The sequence below is a fragment of the Lysinibacillus sp. CTST325 genome (assembly GCF_054665055.1).
This window is the reverse complement of sequence record NZ_BAAFHO010000009.1, coordinates 67,141-86,006: the sequence shown is the minus strand read 5'-3', so window position 1 is coordinate 86,006 and position 18,866 is coordinate 67,141. Positions and strand designations below refer to the sequence as shown.

20 protein-coding genes are annotated in these 18,866 nt (G+C 37.7%); 15 read left to right on the top strand and 5 right to left on the bottom strand.

Features of this window, described 5'->3' with window-relative positions:
- The first annotated feature begins 26 nt into the window (after positions 1-26).
- From ACYQ73_RS18725 to ACYQ73_RS18695, 7 genes are all read left to right on the top strand, one after another.
- Positions 27-629, top strand: coding sequence for a class I SAM-dependent methyltransferase (locus tag ACYQ73_RS18725; protein WP_460013844.1), 603 nt, complete (start codon positions 27-29; stop codon positions 627-629).
- Positions 630-1,093: 464 nt separating this feature from the next.
- Positions 1,094-2,314: an ABC transporter substrate-binding protein gene (locus tag ACYQ73_RS18720; protein ID WP_460013843.1), complete on the top strand. Its 1,221-nt coding sequence runs from the start codon at positions 1,094-1,096 to the stop codon at positions 2,312-2,314.
- Positions 2,315-2,729: 415 nt separating this feature from the next.
- The gene (locus tag ACYQ73_RS18715) at positions 2,730-3,605 is read left to right on the top strand and encodes a branched-chain amino acid ABC transporter permease (RefSeq protein WP_460013842.1); all 876 of its coding nucleotides are present in this window, start codon (positions 2,730-2,732) and stop codon (positions 3,603-3,605) included.
- A 13-nt stretch (positions 3,606-3,618) separates the two neighbouring features.
- Positions 3,619-4,554, top strand: coding sequence for a branched-chain amino acid ABC transporter permease (locus ACYQ73_RS18710; protein ID WP_460013841.1), 936 nt, complete (start codon positions 3,619-3,621; stop codon positions 4,552-4,554).
- Entirely contained in the window at positions 4,554-5,333 is a 780-nt protein-coding gene (locus ACYQ73_RS18705; RefSeq protein ID WP_460013840.1) for an ABC transporter ATP-binding protein, read from the top strand. Before ACYQ73_RS18710 ends, ACYQ73_RS18705 begins: the two co-directional genes overlap by 1 nt.
- A complete protein-coding gene (locus ACYQ73_RS18700; protein WP_460013839.1) occupies positions 5,333-6,040 on the top strand; it encodes an ABC transporter ATP-binding protein in 708 nt (235 codons plus the stop codon). The genes ACYQ73_RS18705 and ACYQ73_RS18700 overlap by 1 nt, the downstream gene beginning before the upstream one ends.
- 285 nt (positions 6,041-6,325) lie before the next feature.
- Positions 6,326-6,820: a cupin domain-containing protein gene (locus ACYQ73_RS18695; protein WP_460013838.1), complete on the top strand. Its 495-nt coding sequence runs from the start codon at positions 6,326-6,328 to the stop codon at positions 6,818-6,820.
- Between the two features lie 112 nt (positions 6,821-6,932).
- Here the strand turns inward: ACYQ73_RS18695 and ACYQ73_RS18690 are convergent, their stop codons facing one another.
- Positions 6,933-7,652, bottom strand: a complete 720-nt coding sequence (locus ACYQ73_RS18690) for a DUF6904 family protein (protein WP_460013837.1) — start codon at positions 7,650-7,652, stop codon at positions 6,933-6,935.
- Positions 7,653-7,674: 22 nt separating this feature from the next.
- A complete protein-coding gene (gene rluF / locus ACYQ73_RS18685; RefSeq protein ID WP_460013836.1) occupies positions 7,675-8,376 on the bottom strand; it encodes a 23S rRNA pseudouridine(2604) synthase RluF in 702 nt (233 codons plus the stop codon).
- A gap of 343 nt (positions 8,377-8,719) precedes the next feature.
- Between rluF and adh the strand changes: the two genes are divergently transcribed.
- The 5 genes from adh to ACYQ73_RS18660 all read left to right on the top strand — a co-directional run bounded on the left by adh (position 8,720) and on the right by ACYQ73_RS18660 (position 13,826).
- A complete protein-coding gene (gene adh, locus ACYQ73_RS18680; RefSeq protein WP_460013835.1) occupies positions 8,720-10,240 on the top strand; it encodes an aldehyde dehydrogenase in 1,521 nt (506 codons plus the stop codon).
- A gap of 21 nt (positions 10,241-10,261) precedes the next feature.
- Positions 10,262-10,621, top strand: coding sequence for a DUF779 domain-containing protein (locus ACYQ73_RS18675; protein WP_053482849.1), 360 nt, complete (start codon positions 10,262-10,264; stop codon positions 10,619-10,621).
- 225 nt (positions 10,622-10,846) lie between these two features.
- Positions 10,847-11,809, top strand: coding sequence for a DUF4003 family protein (locus ACYQ73_RS18670; protein ID WP_460013834.1), 963 nt, complete (start codon positions 10,847-10,849; stop codon positions 11,807-11,809).
- A 42-nt stretch (positions 11,810-11,851) separates the two neighbouring features.
- Entirely contained in the window at positions 11,852-13,279 is a 1,428-nt protein-coding gene (locus ACYQ73_RS18665) for an aldehyde dehydrogenase family protein (protein WP_460013833.1), read from the top strand.
- Positions 13,280-13,346: 67 nt separating this feature from the next.
- A complete protein-coding gene (locus ACYQ73_RS18660) occupies positions 13,347-13,826 on the top strand; it encodes an acyl-CoA thioesterase (RefSeq protein WP_460013832.1) in 480 nt (159 codons plus the stop codon).
- A 48-nt stretch (positions 13,827-13,874) separates the two neighbouring features.
- Here the strand turns inward: ACYQ73_RS18660 and ACYQ73_RS18655 are convergent, their stop codons facing one another.
- Positions 13,875-15,185 (bottom strand): protoglobin domain-containing protein, encoded by a 1,311-nt coding sequence (locus ACYQ73_RS18655; protein ID WP_460013831.1) that lies wholly within the window; start codon positions 15,183-15,185, stop codon positions 13,875-13,877.
- A gap of 295 nt (positions 15,186-15,480) precedes the next feature.
- On the opposite strand from ACYQ73_RS18655, the gene ACYQ73_RS18650 reads away from it, so the two are divergent.
- Positions 15,481-15,690, top strand: a complete 210-nt coding sequence (locus tag ACYQ73_RS18650; protein ID WP_460013830.1) for a hypothetical protein — start codon at positions 15,481-15,483, stop codon at positions 15,688-15,690.
- A 116-nt stretch (positions 15,691-15,806) separates the two neighbouring features.
- Here the strand turns inward: ACYQ73_RS18650 and corA are convergent, their stop codons facing one another.
- Complete coding sequence (corA, locus tag ACYQ73_RS18645; protein ID WP_460013829.1) at positions 15,807-16,766, bottom strand: magnesium/cobalt transporter CorA; 960 nt, start codon at positions 16,764-16,766, stop codon at positions 15,807-15,809.
- Between the two features lie 55 nt (positions 16,767-16,821).
- Complete coding sequence (locus ACYQ73_RS18640; RefSeq protein ID WP_460013828.1) at positions 16,822-17,502, bottom strand: class I SAM-dependent methyltransferase; 681 nt, start codon at positions 17,500-17,502, stop codon at positions 16,822-16,824.
- Positions 17,503-17,622: 120 nt separating this feature from the next.
- Between ACYQ73_RS18640 and ACYQ73_RS18635 the strand changes: the two genes are divergently transcribed.
- Both ACYQ73_RS18635 and ACYQ73_RS18630 read left to right on the top strand, forming a co-directional pair.
- Positions 17,623-17,928, top strand: coding sequence for a DUF4870 domain-containing protein (locus ACYQ73_RS18635; RefSeq protein ID WP_460013827.1), 306 nt, complete (start codon positions 17,623-17,625; stop codon positions 17,926-17,928).
- 455 nt (positions 17,929-18,383) lie between these two features.
- On the top strand, positions 18,384-18,854 hold the full coding sequence (locus tag ACYQ73_RS18630; protein ID WP_460013826.1) for a CtsR family transcriptional regulator: 471 nt from the start codon (positions 18,384-18,386) through the stop codon (positions 18,852-18,854).
- Positions 18,855-18,866 lie beyond the last annotated feature (12 nt).

The window sequence follows — 18,866 nt, the reverse complement described above, 5'->3', positions numbered from 1 at the left end:
CAATCTTTTTTGAGGAGTCTACTAATATGAATGAACAACTATTTGATAAGCTTTTACATATTAATACGGTCGGTGAACAGTATGGGTTTCCTAAATTAGCTCACTACCATCGTTATGAGCCAACACCATATGCCGGATTAGAACAATTATTTTCAGCGTATGAGATGCCTGATAATCCAGTGTTTATCGATATGGGATGTGGAAAAGGGAGAGTACCCATTTATGTACATGATAAATTTCATGTTCCGACAATTGGGGTAGAAATGGATGCAGGTTTTTATGCAGAGGCTGAGAATAATAAAAGGAACTATCTTCAAAAAAAGAGTGCGCAAGCTCCAATTTCCTTTATTCATTCAATAGCGGAGGACTATGCTATTCAGCCAGACGACACGGTTTTCTTTTTCTTCAATCCATTTTCAATTCATATTTTTCGTACAGTTATTCATAATATATGGAAGTCTTATGAACAGCATATGCGTGAAATTCATGTTATTTTATATTACCCCCCGTATGATTATTTACAGTTTTTACATCATGGGACGCCTTTTGAATTAATCCATGAGGTTCATCTTGAAAATGAAACAAATATTAACGAACGCCTCTGTGTGTTTGCCTTGAAAAAAGCTTAGAGCTGTAGAAATAACCCAGCTCTAAGCTTTTTTAATAAAATGTAGCAACTAAGAACTGATTTTTAGGATGTTATTTTATTTTCTAGGAAATAAATAGTTATTTGTTATTCCAAATTAAAACTTCGTGTTAGAGCCTTATATTCTAGATCTTGCAATTTTCGAAAAAAAGATTTCTTTTAACGAGTTTTTTCGTAAAAAAATAATCAAAAATAATAGTTTTGTATTAATATTTATTAACAGTTAATAGAAAATTCTTAAATTACTAATTATACTGAAAAATCACTCTAGACTAAATATAAAGAATGTTTTACAATGTAAAAGGCTTAAACGAATAATAGTTTGATTCACTTATAGATAGTTATAAATTGTCATTCTGGTTATTTTTGTTATTGAGGAAATGTCATGGATTGTTTATAATTATCAGAAATATCTAATATTTGAAAAAACTCAGGGGGAATAAAATTATGAGAGAGAACAAAAAGCTTAAAAAGTTTGGCTCACTTTTAGTTGCATCTTCACTACTTGCAGGCGTTCTTGCAGGCTGTGGTAATGGAGATAGTTCAAGTTCAGGGGGAGGGGCATCAGGCGGTGGCGGTTCTTCTGACGGTGATACGATTAAAATCGGTGCAAACTTAGAGCTATCAGGTAACGTAGCTTCCTATGGTTCTTCGATTGGTCTAGGTGCAGACCTTGCAGTGAAAGAAATTAATGATAAAGGCGGAATCGACGGTAAAAAAATTGAGCTTATTAAAGTAGATAACAAGTCTGAAAACTCAGAGGCTACTACTGCAGCTATTAAACTAGCAACACAAGATAAAGTAGTAGCAATGCTAGCGCCAGCAACTTCTGGTAATACAGTTGCCACTGTCCAAATTGCAAATGAAAGAAAAATTCCAATCGTTACAGGTTCTGGTACAGCTCCAAACATTACAGTAAATGATGATGGTAGCGTTAATGAGTATGCATTCCGTACTTGTTTTATCGATCCATTCCAAGGGATTGTAGCAGCGAACTTTGCTACTAATGAATTGAAAGCAAAAAATGTAGCTATTTTTGCGGACAACGCATCTGATTATGCAAAAGGTTTAGCAAAATCATTTAAAGAAACAATTACAAAAAATGGAGGTAAAGTTGTAAAGGAAGAAGCGTATGTAGCGAAGGATACTGATTTCCGTACACAATTAACTAATATTAAAGGAGAGAAACCAGACTTTATTTTTATCCCAGGATACTATGAAGAGGTCGGTTTGATTGTTAAACAAGCGCGTGAAATGGGTATTGATGTACCACTGATGGGGGCTGACGGTTGGGATTCACCAACATTAGTAGAGTTAGCTGGTGCGAAAGCGCTAAATAACACATACATCACAAACCACTACTCTGCTGAAGACCCAGATCAAAAAATTCAAGACTTCGTAAAGGCGTTTAAAGCAGCGAACAGTGATAAAGCACCAGATGCATTCAATGCACTTGGCTATGACTCAATTTACTACATTGCTGATGCTATTAAGCGTGCAGGCTCTACAGATGGGGAAGCTATTAAAAATGCTCTAGCTGACACAAAAGATCTTTCTTTAGTAACAGGTACTTTCGAAGTTGACAAAAATCATAACCCAATTAAAACAGCAACAGTTCTTGAATTTGAGGACGGTAAACAAGTGTTCAACTCTAAAGTTAATCCTTAATGTTTTCTAGGCAAGGGGAGGCGGGTAAACACGCCTTCCTTTTTATATTTTATCTTCATTCAGTTAAGGCTCTCACCATTGAAGGTGGTGAGATGAATGCGGATATGGTTCCTTTACAGTGTCCAAACACCTACTGAAATAGAGGAACTCAGTCTAAGAACGCCACGTCCTGTGGCAAGCACGAAACGGCCAACATCGTGTCGGCCATCGTGAAGGTCTGAGCACAAATTCAAAATCCGGACGCATTGTTTATCTGCGCGACAGCGGCAATTACACCAAGGCGAAATTGATAGAAGACCAAGACCATGAAAAAAATTTTTTTAAGAGGACACAATTTACTCTATTTTCAATAATAACATGTAGAAGTAAGTCCTATTTTTGCACTTTTCGAAAAAATAAAAAGGAGTGAACGCTCATGGAATGGATACAGCAGCTTGTAAATGGTGTTTCACTAGGTAGTATCTACGCATTAATAGCGTTAGGGTATACGATGGTATACGGGATTATTAAGCTGATTAACTTTGCCCACGGCGATGTCTTCATGATTGGGGCATTTATTGGCTTTTACGCAATTGCCAAATGGGAGCTTGGCTTCTTTCCAGCCCTATTATTGGCGATGGTGGTCTGTGCAATCTTTGGTGTGTTAATTGAACGGATTGCGTATAAGCGTTTGCGAAATGCCACACGCATTGCAGCTTTAATTACCGCAATAGGTGTATCACTATTAATCGAATATACAACTATTTTCTTCAGAGGTGCGCAACCGGCAGCATATCCTGAAGTCATTACTAATAAATCATTTGATGTTTTCGGTGTTCAAATCAGTAGTACATCAATATTAATTTTATCTGTCACAATTGTACTGATGATTCTTTTACAATTCATCGTACATAAAACAAAAATTGGAAAGGCCATGCGTGCGGTTTCTCATGATGCAGATGCAGCGCGTTTAATGGGTATTAATGTAGATAATACAATTTCAGCGACTTTCGCAATTGGTTCAGCTTTAGCGGGTGCGGCGGGTGTTATCTTCGGGGTATATTACACAAAAATCGATCCATTAATGGGGGTTATTCCAGGGGTTAAAGCGTTTATAGCGGCAGTACTTGGTGGTATTGGAATTATTCCTGGTGCAATGGTTGGCGGTATGCTACTTGGTGTTGTGGAATCATTTGTAAGTGCACTTGGTTTCTCTTTATGGCGCGATGCAGCGGCATTCGTTATTTTAATTTTAATTTTAATATTCAGACCATCGGGTATCTTTGGTAAAAATGCCCGTGAGAAAGTGTAGGTGAGCGGTAATGATGAAAAAGTCTAAAGTTTTCTGGGGCTATGCCGTATTAGCGCTAGTCATCTATGCAGTTGTTCAGGTGCTTATTTCAACAAATTTTCTCGATATTTACTATCAAAATATGTTAATCACGATGTGTATTAACATTATGCTTGCGGTTAGCTTGCACATTGTCATTGGTATTACTGGTCAATTCTCGATAGGGCATGCAGGCTTCTTAGCGGTAGGGGCATATATTTCTGCCATTATTACAACTAAATTAATGCTTCCATTCCCATTAGCAATTTTCTTAGGAGCACTGGCAGCAGCAGTAGCAGGTTTGATCGTAGGCATTCCGACATTACGCTTAAAGGGTGACTACTTAGCAATTGCAACGCTAGGTTTTGCAGAAATTATACGTATTATCTTTTTAAATACGGATTATGTTGGTGGCGCAGCAGGGATGCAGGTTAAATATTTATCGAATTGGACTTATGCGTTCATAGGTGTGGTTTTAACAATTCTAGTAATCTCTAATTTTACAAGTTCGCGTCATGGACGTGCATGTATTTCGATTCGTGAGGACGAAATTGCAGCAGATGCAATGGGTATTAATACAACCTACTATAAAGTTGTAGCTTTCGCAATTGGTTCTTTCTTCGCTGGTCTTGCAGGGGCCATCTTTGCACATAACTTTTATATTATTCAACCGACAACTTTCGGTTTCTTAAAATCATTTGATATTTTAATCTATGTAGTTCTTGGTGGTTTAGGAAGTCTTTCGGGATCTGTCATAGCTGCGATTTTCCTAACAGTAGTCTCAGCATATCTAGCAAACTTCCCAGAAACACGTATGATTATTTACAGCTTAGTCTTAATAGTCGTAATGCTGTACCGTCCAACAGGGTTGATGGGAACAAAAGAAGTTACGGATTTATTTAAGTTTGGTAAAAAAGGAGGTACAAAATAATGACTGGAAACCTTCTTATTAATGTTGAGAACATGGGCATTCAATTCGGTGGTTTAAAGGCGGTACAGGGCGTTAATATGTACCTAAATCAAGGAGAACTAGTAGGTCTTATAGGGCCTAATGGTGCCGGAAAAACAACGAGTTTTAACATGCTTACCGGAGTATATAAGCCAACTGAAGGCACGATTACGTTTGGTGGTATAAAGTTAAATGGGCTTGCACCATATCAAGTAACACAAAAAGGTATTAGCCGTACATTCCAAAATATTCGTTTATTTAAAGAGCTATCTGTTTTAGATAATGTTAAGGTAGCGAACCATTCTCTTGCAAAGCATTCCATGTGGTCTTCTATTTTCCGCTTGCCGAATCATTTTAAAGGTGAGGCAGAAATGGAGCATCAATCTATTGAGTTTCTAAAAATCTTTGGCTTAGATGTTTATAAGGATGAGCTTGCGAAAAATTTACCTTATGGGATGCAGCGCCGTTTAGAAATTGCTCGTGCTCTAGCTGCTAAACCTAAGCTACTTTTATTAGATGAGCCAGCAGCAGGGATGAACCCGCAAGAGACACATGATTTAATGGAATTAATAGCGTTTATTCGTAAAGAATTTGGCTTAACAATTCTTCTAATTGAGCATGATATGAGCTTAGTTATGGGCATTTGTGAACGTATATACGTGCTCGATCACGGTCAATTAATCGCTGATGGGTCACCAGAAGAAATTCGCAACAATCCAAAGGTAATTGAAGCTTACCTTGGCGAGGAGGTTATCAGCTAATGCTAAAAGTACAAAATATAGATGTATTTTACGGTAACATTCAAGCATTAAAGGGCCTCTCTTTAGAAGTAAACGAGGGTGAAATCGTAACGTTAATCGGTGCAAATGGTGCTGGTAAAAGTACATTATTAAAAACATTGTCAGGCTTATTAAAACCAAAGGGTGGCATCATTGAATATGAGGGCTTCTCTATCGCAGGAAAAGCTGCACAAACAATTGTAAAATCCGGCATTTCACATGTTCCAGAGGGGCGCCGTGTTTTTGCCAATATGTCCGTTGAAGAAAACTTAGAGCTTGGAGCATATCTCCGTAACGATAAAGCAGGCATCAAAAAAGATCTAAATCATGTGTATGAATTATTCCCACGTCTTTTAGAGCGCCGTAAACAGCAATCAGGTACATTATCTGGTGGTGAGCAACAGATGCTAGCGATGGGGCGAGCATTAATGGCAAAACCGAAATTGTTATTAATGGATGAGCCTTCAATGGGACTTGCGCCACTCATGGTAAAAAATATTTTTAATATTATTGAGCAAGTCAACAAAGAGGGTACAACCGTATTACTTGTTGAGCAAAATGCCAATATGGCTTTATCGGTAGCCAATCGTGCGTACGTACTTGAAACAGGACGTATAGTATTATCAGGTACAGCAAAAGAACTTCAAGAGAGTGAACAAGTAAAGGCTGCTTATTTAGGTGGTTTATAGAGGGAGAAGACGTCTCAATTTTCGAGGCGTCTTTTTTATGAGCGAAGGGAGTAAACAGACGGATAGACCAGTTAAAGTGAAGGATAGAAGGGCTAGAGCGACGGAAAGAACAGTCAAGGTGATGGAAAGAAAGGGCAAAACGACGGATGGAATGATCAAAGTGACGGAAAGAAGTCAAAGCGACAGAAAGAACGGCCAAAACGAAGTAGAATGACCAGATCGACGAAATAGCAGTAGCATTAGTCCTTTATTATTTGGTAATGTGGACGAAAGGAGTGATGTTTTATGAAGTATTCAGCACAATATTTTATTGAGAAATTAAATTTAGCAGAGCATCCAGAGGGAGGGTATTATATATCCTCATTTCGAGCAGCTGAGGATATGGCTGTAAGAGATGTACAGAGACCAATTTATACGAGTATTTATTTCTTACTTCGTTCACAGGATATATCGCATTTGCATCGTTTGAAATCGGACGAGCTTTGGTATTATCATGCTGGCAGTCCGCTAACAGTTCATATGATTTTCCCAGATGGTACATATGAGGCGAAGAAGCTTGGATTAAATGTTGAGGCAGGAGAAGTACCACAAATAGCAGTACCGAAAAATACTATATTTGGCTCGTCCGTAGAGGATGCAGATACATTTAGTTTAGTAGGCTGTATGGTTGCACCAGGCTTTGATTTTGAAGACTTCGAATTATTTACACAAAATGAGCTTTTAGCAGACTATCCGCAGCACGAGGAAGTTATTCAGAAAATGGCTTATAAGAAAATTTAACTTATTTCAGCCTGCTGAAATAAGTTAAAGCCTCCGGACGTAATTATGCCAAGGCATAATTGATAAAAAGAAAAGTAGCCGTCTCAAAATTAGTTGAGACGGCGCTTCCTATTTACCACAAAATAGTTTCAGGATATTTAGTTTTAATTTCGATTTCATGTAACGATTTTTTTGTAGTAATCGCCGCTTCCATGAGTTGCGATTTTAGCAGTACATATTCATCGTCTTCTAACATTAATCTAAGAGCAAATGCTGCTAAATGAGCTTTACGTTCCTCCAAGCTTAGTTGAATATACTCTAAGTTCAAAACATCGACGTACTGTGTTGCATACCGGAATGTTAATGGACTTTTAGTGTGCAGCATTCTTAAAAATACTAAGTATTCTTCTTCATTAAGCTCCTGCTCTAAACAATCAGCAACCGCTGCCTGGAATTTACGAATGGCGGTAACGTCAATATTCCAATCAGAAGAATCAATTAGCTCTTGATGTAGGCGAATGAAGTCATTTAATGCGATAGCAGTAAAGATCAGCTCAGGCCAAAGAACTTCTGCTGCGAAATAAACATTTTTGTTTGGGAAAATTAGTCCATGCTGTGTCAAAACACTTTTATTGAGTCCATTGCTAACAAACTCAAGCTGATGCTCCCCCTTGGCGGCTTGACGTAGATTATAACAAACACTAAGAATGCGAATGCGCGCTCCTTGATAATCATAATACTTGTTTTCATCACCAGTTATTTTGTAAATAGCATTAATAAGTTCATCTAAGTCCCAAAAATCCCCGCTAACACGTGCTCCAGTTAACTGCTCAGTACTTTGAATTGACAGCATAGTTCTATCCCCTTAAACTGCTTTATTTTGGTGTGTATTTAAGTAGTCTGAATAGTTCTGTTCGTTCTTTGTCTGTTAAATCGCGCCACTGTCCAACTTTTAAATTACCAAGCTTAATATTCATAATACGAATGCGTTGTAGACGCTTAACGGAGTAGCCAAGTGCTGAACACATACGACGTATTTGACGATTTAAACCTTGCTCTAAAATGATTTTAAAGACTTTATCAGATATTTTTTCAACATGGCAAGGTAGGGTTGTAGTATCTAAAATATCTACACCCGATCCCATTTTTTTGATAAATTGCTCTGTAATAGGTTTATCAACTTGCACGATATATTCTTTTTCGTGATGGTTTTCCGCACGTAAAATTTTATTGACGATGTCACCATCATTTGTCAGTAATAATAGCCCTTCTGACTCTTTATCTAGCCGTCCAATATGGAAAATGCGAAGAGGGTGATTGACAAAATCAACGACATTTCCTTTTATATGACGTTCTGTTGTACTTGTAATTCCTACTGGTTTGTTTAAGGCAATATATACGAGCTGTTCTTCTTTCTTTACCTCTTTTCCATCAACGCAAACTAGATCACCAGCTTCTACTTGACTACCGACTGTAGCAAGTTCACCATTAATTGTTACTTTACCTTCTTCTACCCATTTATCCGCACCGCGACGAGATACGATGCCTGTTTCACTCAAATATTTATTAATGCGCATACTGTTCTCCTATACATTTATATTATTTTTAAGTATACATTATAGTTGGTCAAACCGTGAATCCAAGAAGCTTTTCTAGCAAATATAACTCACTCCAGGAAAACAATTTTCGTGGGCCACCGCGTCTCTCATACTTATTCCTTGTGCTTTTATACCGCCTACTTCCTTAATCACAAATAGATTTTAATATTAATTTTAAAAAATTTAAAAAAGTTGAAATTATTTTTCGTTTCTGACAATATATTGTGTAAGAGGGTATCTATGAAAATATCGTTATTTCGATAAAAAATGACGATATTTGTAGATTATTTTCTCATCATTTTGTGTAAAGGGGAGAAGTAAAATGGTTTATGCATTTCCAAACACTGAAGGATCGGTAGTTCAATTCAAAGAGAAATATGAAAATTACATTGGTGGGGAATGGACACCTCCAGTGAAAGGACAATACTTTGACAATGTTACACCTGTTACTGGACAAGTTTTTACACAAGTAGCTCGTTCTACTGCTGAGGATATTGAACTTGCACTTGATGCAGCACATGCCGCAAAAGATGCATGGGGAAAAACATCTGCTACAGAGCGTGCAAACATTTTACTTAAAATTGCGGATCGCATCGAACAAAATTTGGAAAAGCTAGCCGTTGCCGAAACATGGGATAACGGGAAAGCGGTACGTGAAACATTAAATGCAGATATCCCTCTTGCCATTGATCATTTCCGTTATTTTGCGGGGGCTTTACGTGCACAAGAAGGCGCAGTAAGCCAAATCGATAATGATACTGTCGCTTATCATTTCCATGAGCCAATTGGGGTAGTAGGCCAAATTATCCCTTGGAACTTCCCGTTATTAATGGCTGTTTGGAAGCTAGCACCTGCACTTGCAGCTGGAAACTGTGTAGTGTTAAAACCTGCAGAGCAAACACCAACTTCGATTATGGTGCTCGTTGAATTAATAGAAGATTTATTGCCATCAGGTGTACTAAATGTTGTCAATGGTTTTGGCTTAGAGGCAGGGAAGCCGCTAGCATCGAATCCACGCATCGGTAAAATTGCCTTTACTGGTGAGACAACGACAGGTCGCTTAATTATGCAATATGCTTCACAAAATCTTATTCCAGTTACATTAGAATTGGGCGGCAAATCGCCAAACATTTTCTTTGAGGATATTATGGACGAAGATGATGCCTTTTTAGATAAAGCAGTTGAGGGCTTTGTATTATTCGCATTAAACCAAGGTGAAGTATGTACTTGTCCTTCTCGTGCATTAATACAAGAATCTATTTACGATAAATTTATGGAGCGTGTCCTACAGCGTGTGGAAGCGATTAAAGTTGGGAATCCACTTGATCCGAATACGATGATGGGTGCGCAAGCTTCAAGTGAGCAAATGGAAAAAATCCTTTCTTACTTAGATATTGGTAAGCAAGAAGGTGCAGAATGTCTAATTGGAGGAGAGAAAAATAATGTAGGATCAGGCTTTGAAAATGGTTACTACATTAAGCCAACTGTCTTCAAAGGTCACAATAAAATGCGTATTTTCCAAGAAGAAATTTTCGGGCCAGTTGTTGCTGTAACAACATTTAAAACAAAAGAAGAAGCGTTAGAAATTGCGAATGACACATTATACGGTTTAGGTGCAGGTGTATGGACACGTGATATGAATACAGCTTATCGCTTTGGTCGTGGTATTGAAGCAGGACGTGTTTGGACAAACTGCTACCATGCTTATCCTGCACATGCAGCGTTTGGCGGTTATAAAATGTCGGGTGTTGGCCGTGAAAATCATAAGATGATGTTAGCTCACTATCAACAAACGAAAAATCTATTAGTTAGCTACAGTGAAAACAAACTTGGTTTCTTCTAATCAATAGGGAGGTGCATGAGCGTGGTCGAGCGTGTTATAGCAACAGAAGAAGCGCTAGCACTAATCGAATTATTGAAAGAAAAGCATGGACCCGTTATATTTCATCAATCAGGTGGATGCTGCGACGGCTCTTCGCCAATGTGTTATCCAGAGGGCGACTTACTATTAGGTGATCAAGATGTTTGCCTAGGAGAGATTGGTGGTGCTCCCTTCTATATGCATAAAAATCAATATGACTATTGGAAGCATACACAAATAATCTTGGACGTTGTCGATGGCAGAGGTGGTATGTTTTCACTTGAAGGCGTTGAAGGTAAACGATTTTTAACAAGATCAAGAGCCTTTTCAACAGAGGAGTTAAAGGAATTAGGGTTAATTTAAAGCTTTAGTGACAGCGGCAAAAAGTATTGCCGCTGTTTTTCTATGTCCATTTTTCTGGGAGAATGTATGTAAGGCTATATTTCTTGGAGAGTTGTGTAATCTCAAAATAATCGTAATCGATCCACTTTCTATTGGTCATTTCAAACAGTGTCAGCCCCTCCAAGCTAAAATGGATGAATCCTTTTTTATTTAATTACGTAAATATGGAAAAGGAGCGTGTTAAACATGGATTTTGTTATGATTGAAAATCAGTTTACAAATATGGTGGAGGATGTCTCAAAGGCTGTTGGCCGGACAGTAGATCGTAAAATTGTGTTAGCCATAGCTAGCAAATATGTGGCATCTGGAAAACCTTTTGATTCTGTTAAATATAAAGAAGTATTACAAGAAATAAAAAAGCAAACTTCATGGACATCTCCGTTAAGAACAACGGTAGGTTATAGTATTGCTGCAAATTTATTGGAGCAAGAAGATACAGAACAAGCAGTAAAAAATTTACTGAACAACGTTCATATAATGAAGGAAGCAAAATTTAGAAGTGGGAACTTTAGTTTTATTGGTGCACAATTTTTAACGGAAGAGGAAAGTGAGAAGCGTGCACATGCGCAGGCAGCACGTGCATTATTTGATGCAATCCGTAAACATCATAAGTTTTTAACGTCATACGATGATATTCCTTATGCAGTATTGTTAAGCAGCCCATCGGATGATGTTGAGCTACGTGCGGAAACAATGAATCGTTATTATAAAGAATTACGTACGTATAATTTTAATGCGGGTAATGAGCTTCAATGGCTATCGCAAGTACTGACTTTCTTATCAGCTCAATATGATAATAAACTAGTGCCAAGTGTTGTGACAATCCGTGACACACTAAAGAATCAGGATGTAAAGGCCAAGGCGATGCACTATCCTTTACTTGGTTTTTTAGCAATCCTTGAAGTGAATCAAGTACAGCTTCAACAGATTGTTGATTTATATAATGAGTTAAAGGATATGAAGCTTTTAAAATGGCATCGTGAATTTGTATTATTTATGGCCATACAAATTGCAATTTATGATATGGCGCAGGTGCAACAATCCTTATCAATGACGATCATGTCGTCTATTGAATTATTGATTCAAGCACAGCAAGCAGCGATATTCGCGGCAGTTAGTGCAGCAGCTGTAGCATCAAGTTCTTCGTGATAAAATAAAGAAGAACTTGATTTTCGGAGGTGCATTTGAAGGATGAAGGAAACAAAGCTTTGGATGAATGGCCAGTGGCAGAACGCAAAGGCGACATATGAGTTGAAATCACCCTATAGTGGTGAGGTTATTGCAAAGGTTGCTAAGGCGTCAATTTCTGACGTTGAGCAAGCAATAGAAGGTGCACAGGAGGCATTCCAAACGTTTAAAAAGACAACAGCCTACGAACGTGCCGAAATATTATATAAAGTGGTCGACATCATGCGCCAGCGTAAAGAGGAATTAGCTGAAATTTTGGCTTTAGAAGCAAGTAAGCCAATATCGGCAGGTTTAACTGAAATAGAACGTACAATAGCAACCTATCAATTTGCAGCGGAGGGTGCTAAGCAAGCAAAGGGTGAAACGGTACCGATGGATGCTGCACCTGGGGCAGGAGATCGTATCGGTTGGACAAAACGAGAACCTCTAGGTGTAATTTCAGCCATTACACCATTTAATTTTCCATTTAATTTAGTGGCACATAAATTAGGTCCTGCTTTTGCAGTTGGAAATACGGTTGTCTTAAAGCCAGCGACGCAAACGCCATTAAGTTCTATCGTGATGGCGGAAATTTTCCAGCAAGCTGGTCTACCTAATGGTGCGCTTCAAATTATTACAGGTAGCGGAGGGGAGCTAAGTGATACACTTGTGACCCACCCACTTGTGAAAAAGGTGACATTCACGGGAAGTGGTACGGTTGGATTGGGCATTAAAGAAAAAGTAGGCTTGCGTAAAGTCACTTTAGAGCTTGGTTCCAATGCTGCAGTAATTGTCGAGCCATCGACACCAATTGATAAAATTATTTCGCGTTGTGTCGGTGGTGCTTTTAATTTTGCTGGCCAAGTTTGTATCTCTTTACAGCGTATTTATGTACACGCATCTATTATTGATGAATTTACAAAGGCGTTTGTAGCTGAGACAGAGAAATTGGTGGTCGGTGATCCACTAGATACAAATACTGATGTTAGTGCCATGATTAATCCAAAAGAAGTTGAACGTATTCGTCAATGGATTGAAGAAGCAAAGTCACAAGGTGCGGTAGTTGCAACAGGAGGAACATTTACAGAACGTACTTTAACGCCAACTGTTATGACGAATGTGACGGCGGATATGAAAGTTGTTTGTCAAGAAACATTCGCGCCAATCGTCTCAATTGTTTCATATGAAACATTAGACGACGCTATTCGACTAGTGAATGAGTCGGAGCTTGGCTTAAATGCTGGAATTTATACGAATGTGTTACCTGATGCATTACGTGCAGCAGATGAAATACAGGCAGGAGCTGTTATTATTAATGATATTCCGACATTTAGGGTGGATAATATGCCATACGGTGGCGTAAAAATGAGTGGCTATGGACGTGAAGGCATTAAGTGGGCAATCGAGGAAATGACAGATATGAAATTTATTACGATGAAGAAATCGTTCTAATTTGCATCAACTCTTTTTCTACGATACGATGACGAAAGAACATTCATGAAGGGAAGTTGCAAGAACTATGACAAACAACGCAATACCGATGGGTCAGTCACGTACTGTTCAAACGCGTCTCGTATTACCGCCAGATACAAATAATCACAACTCCATTTTCGGTGGAAGAGTGTTAGCTTATATTGATGAAATTGCTGCTATTACAGCAATGAAGCATGCGAAAGGGCATGTAGTTACAGCCTCTATTGATTCGGTTGATTTTTTATCGGCAGCACATGTAGGAGATATTTTAGAAATTGAAAGTATTGTTTCGTCAACTGGACGTTCTTCAATGGAAGTTTACGTTCGGGTTATTTCACGAAACATTGAAACTCGTGAGGAAAAATTAACGACGGAATCCTTTGTAACGATGGTTGCAGTAGATGATGACGGTAAACCTAAGCCAGTTCCTGCAATTTATCCTGAAACAGATGCAGAACAACGTCTGTTTGAAACCGGCCCTGCAAGACGAGAACATCGTAAACAAAAACGGGAATTACCGCATTAAAAATGAAAAGGGAAATTGACGTATTCTGTCAGTTTCCCTTTTTTGTGCTTACATTTTCAACTCATTTACCACATTAATAAGTGAATCGGAAGAAGAAGAAACTAGTGTAGCCCCTTGTGACAGTTCAGTAATCAAGTTAGAGATTGCTGAAATATCTCTTGAAGTATTTACATACTGCTGTTGAATTCCAGAAACAGCATCGGCGATATCATTAAATGATTTAGATAAACTGTTTTGTGTATCTACGCTATGTTGAATCTTTTGATCAACGTTAATAACTGAATTCGACATTGTTGTAATATTACTTTCTGTTTCTTTAATGAGATGAGAAACATTTTGTACAGCATTTTTTGTTTCTTCTGCAAGCTTACGGACTTCCTCTGCTACAACAGCAAAACCTTTACCATGCTCACCTGCACGGGCTGCCTCGATAGAAGCATTCAATGCTAATAAGTTGGTTTGATCGGCAATTCCTGTAACTAGCCCTACAATCTCTGATATTTTTTGAGAAGATGTGCGTAACTGGTTCATCGTAACTTCGAGACTGTTTACACTTTGCAAAATAACCTGTATTAAATCATTTTGATCTTGTAGCTGCTGCTGTCCGCGTCTGGATTTTTCCTGTGTCTCAGCAACGAAGGTTAAGCCTTGCTTAGTAGCTACTGCGATATCGTCCGTTTGAGAAGAAATGACTAATAAAGAAGCTGCTGTTTCTTCACTAATCCCATTGAGTTCCTCTGCCGTTTTTTGAATGGTAGTAACAAGTGCATATTTTGTTTCATCTGCTGCTACTCGAATGCGTTCCTCTTCTTTTTCATAGGCTTCGATTACAAGCTGCTGCTCGAAGTTAATGATTTTACAGAAGGCATTGATAGCACGTATGGCATCATGTTTTGATAAATCTAACTCATTTGTAAAGCGTGTAAATGTCGTTGTTAATGACTGGAATGAGGCGATATACCACTTTGACTGTAGACCAATTCGAACATGGGTTTCGGCGATTGCCTTCCGTTCATCAATATAAGAGTTATTAATATGACTTTCGAAAATATCACTCAAGTGCTTATGTAAAGTAACTTTTAAACGATCGATTTGTGAAGTCCTGTTTATAATACCTAACAAATCTTGGCTCAAACTAATGGCTGCATAAAATTGATCCACCATTTCAGGAACTAAATCCTTAGCTAAAGGCTGTAGTTGTTTGATGATGGCTAAATCCTCAATTGTTAAATCTAAAAGTTGCAACTGCTTTTGAAGTTTTGGATGGTTTGATACATCCAATTGTACATTGTTCGTATAATTTTCAGGTGCTAATGTAATTGAGTAACTAGAATCATTCTTTTTTGAAAACCAACTCATTGTTGTTTGCTCCATTCTTTATAAATGCATAGTAGTATATAAAAAATCGAATTGCTTGGTTTGTTAATTTTTCGGAATATATGGTATTTAGTCTATTCTACTATTTTTTGTGGTAAATTTGGTTAAAATTTTAGTTTATTTCTTTATTTTTTTATAGGCATTATAGACGACTGTCGATTAAAAGTCATGAAATAGACTATTAAAAAGGTAATAGGTAAATTGAATTTGAAATAGGAAACCTGTAAAATACGAACTGTTTAGATTGAACGTAACAATAGTTTTGAGGAGGTATTACATGGAAAAGAAACGTTTCAAATTTGTTATTCCGGTTATGGTAATTGTGGCGATTGGCTCGGTTTACATGTTAAGAAACTACTATGCTGAGGTACCAGACTTAGATCAACTGTTTATTACTATCTGTGCAACATTAGTATCTGGGGTACTCGCTTACTTTTTATTTCCACAGCAAGGCGAAGGTAAAATTGATGATCGTGGTCCTTACTGACAGTGAAAAGGCACCTTAGAAAAATCTCTAAGGTGCCTTTAGTATGTTGATTAAAGAATAATACTCTTCTCGTCATCTGGTCCCGAAGGAATTATTATAGCAATAAACTTTCACTTCTAAGGTTTAAATAAATTGAACCAGCCTTTGAGCTTAAAGATTCCCAGCATAAATAAAGCGATAAAAATCATAATTCCGAGTACGATAAAGTAGCTAAATCTCCCATGTAGCTCTGGCATATATTCAAAATTCATTCCATAAACACCTGCAATAAATGTTAGAGGAATAAAGATTGTTGAAACAATTGTTAGGGTCATCATGATGCCATTCATGCGACTAGAGCTCATCGCCATATAGCTATCACGCATATCAGCAGTGAGCTCACGGTTGGATTCAATCATTTCGGTGAGTTTAAGCAGATGATCGTAAATATCTCCGAAATAAGCTCGTTCTGATTTTTTAAGTGAAAATCGGTAAGAGTTAAGAATACGATATAATAGATCACGCATTGGTAATATGGTGCGACGTAGATCAAGCAAATCACTACGGAATTCAAACACAATTTTCATAGCATTGAGGTTACTTTGATAGGTAAGCTCATCTTCTAGTGCATTTAAATGATCCTCAATCTTATAGACAAGTGGGAAATAGTTATCAACGATTTTATCGATTACCTGGTATGTTAAATATATTGTGCCGCGTTCCCAATTCTTTGGCTGTTTTTCTAACATCATTTGTACTCGATCTATCTCCGGTGCTGAATTTTTATGAAATGTGACAATAAATTTATTAGAAACAAAAATGTTTACTTCCTCAGCTGTTAATTCTTCGTTAACTCTTTGGATAACAAAGAAATGGAAATCATCATAAAAATCGAGCTTTGGCCGCTGTAAACGCATTAAACAATCTTCTATAGCGAGCGGGTGAAAATGAAAGAATGTATCTAACAGTAGCTCTTCCTCATCGGTCGGACAATTAAAATCGACCCAGTACCATTCAAATTCGTTTTTGTGTATATCTTCAAGCGGAAAATCCTTTATAAGTTTTTGGTCTTTTGTAATGCCAATTGTACGTATCACAGCATTCACCTCTATTCTGTTAATTCTATCTTAACAGGTGTATATATCTTCACAGCTAACTTTCTTTATAACATATCCAACCACCAAATAAAGTAGTCGCAAAGAATCTAGATGGTTTTGTAAAGCCTGCCTGCTGTAATAGTGATAAAATGTCCTCTTCACGCATAAATGAAAGAGAACGTATGGATTTCTCCATTTCTGCTACGTCCGATGGTGTTAGCTTTGTATGCTGTAGCCAATGAGCACGCCATAAATCAAATTGTAGCTCAGTTTCTAAGGAACCTGGCTGCCCGTATTTTGAGACGAGGACAAATGGAGCACCAGGCTTTAAATTATTCGCTATTTCTTTTAATGTTGCAAGCTTCTCTTGATCATCTTGTATAAAGTGAAGCACTAATACACAGCTTGCTGCATCAAACTTCACTGTAGGTAGCTGAGTATCCAGTATAGTTCCTTGATATAAAGAAATATTATTAGGTAGAGATTTTAAACGGTCACCAGCTATTTGTAGCATCGCTTCTGACGGATCTATGCCAACAAATGACCAACGAGGTCTTTTCTCAGCGAGCTGTAAAATTTCATTGCCGCTTCCGGAGCCAACTACTAAAAATTCAGCTTTTTCATGTAACGCAGATTGGTAAAAGGTTTGTGTCAAACGTAGCATTGCATCATAGCTAGGTAGCGTGCGACGAATACCCTTTTCGTATTCGTTTGCAAGTTTGTTATTAAATTCCATCGAGTATCACATGCCTTTCAAAAAAATTTAAAAATGCAATTTATATTTGAAACTATTTAAGGGATAGGTCCGTAAATAATAGTACATAAAATAAAAAATTAAATGGAAGGGTTGATATAAATGGAAACAAAATGGTCTAAGGTAATCATACACGCAAGTGCGTTTTTTGCGCCATGGTTAGTACCGATTATATTTTTCTTAATTGGCTCGGATGAAGAGGTAAAGAGTCTTTCTGTGCAAGCCTTATTGTTCCAAGTTGTGATGATAGTGTTACTTACAATTTCGGGTATTTTCAGCTTCCTACTCATTGGTATACCGTTCTTGATTGTATTTGGTATTATGTATTTTATTGCGCCAATTATTGGTATTGTGAAGGCTTTATCTGATGAGCCTTGGCGTTATCCGATTGTTGGTCGTTGGGTATAATTTTTATAGACGCAAGTATATGCTAGTTGCATATGCTTGCGTTTTTTCTATAACTGAAAAGGGTATCTTATAACTAAGGACAGAAAATGCTTTAACTTATTTCAGCGGTTGTCCAAACATCCGCTGAAATAAGTTAAGCCTCCGGAGGATGTCACGGAAATCGGAAAGGAGTTCAATATAGGATGTTAGCCTAAAATCATCGCATCCATGCGATAACGGCTAACTGACTTGCATCATTCCGCTGCCGCTGCGTTAGCACTACGCTTTCGCACAAAAAAACATCTGCAGGCCTAAGCACAAAGCCGATTCCGGACGCAATTATGCCTCGGCATAGGCATAATTGATTTTTTCTATGTGCGAATTAATTGCAATTATTTTCAAGCGTTTTGTATAATATACTCAAAGAAAGTCAAAGATAGTCAAAGTCAGTGAAGTAAGCGAGGTGTATTCCTAAAATGCGTAATATATCAGACATCATAGAAGGCTACTTAAAGCAAGTACTTGAATTAGGTGGAGAAGGGCATATTGAAATAAAACGTAGTGAAATCGCAGATAAATTTCAATGCGTGCCCTCACAAATAAATTATGTAATCAATACAAGATTTACTGCCGAACGAGGTTACCTTGTTGAAAGCAAACGTGGTGGTGGTGGATACATTCGAATTTTACGTGTCCGCGCGAATTCACAAATTGATTTAATCGATGATGTCCTCGCGCAAATAGAAGGTGGGGCATCGCAAACGATGGCAGAGGATTTAGTGTATCGACTAATTGATGAGCAGGTAATTTCAAAGCGAGAAGCGAAAATAATGTTAGCAGCAGTTGATCGCTCAACTATCGATTTGCAACTCCCGTTACGGGATATCATTCGAGCAAAAATTTTACGAGCAATGCTAACAACGATTAAATATGAACAGCAAAAATAAAAGAGGTGATGG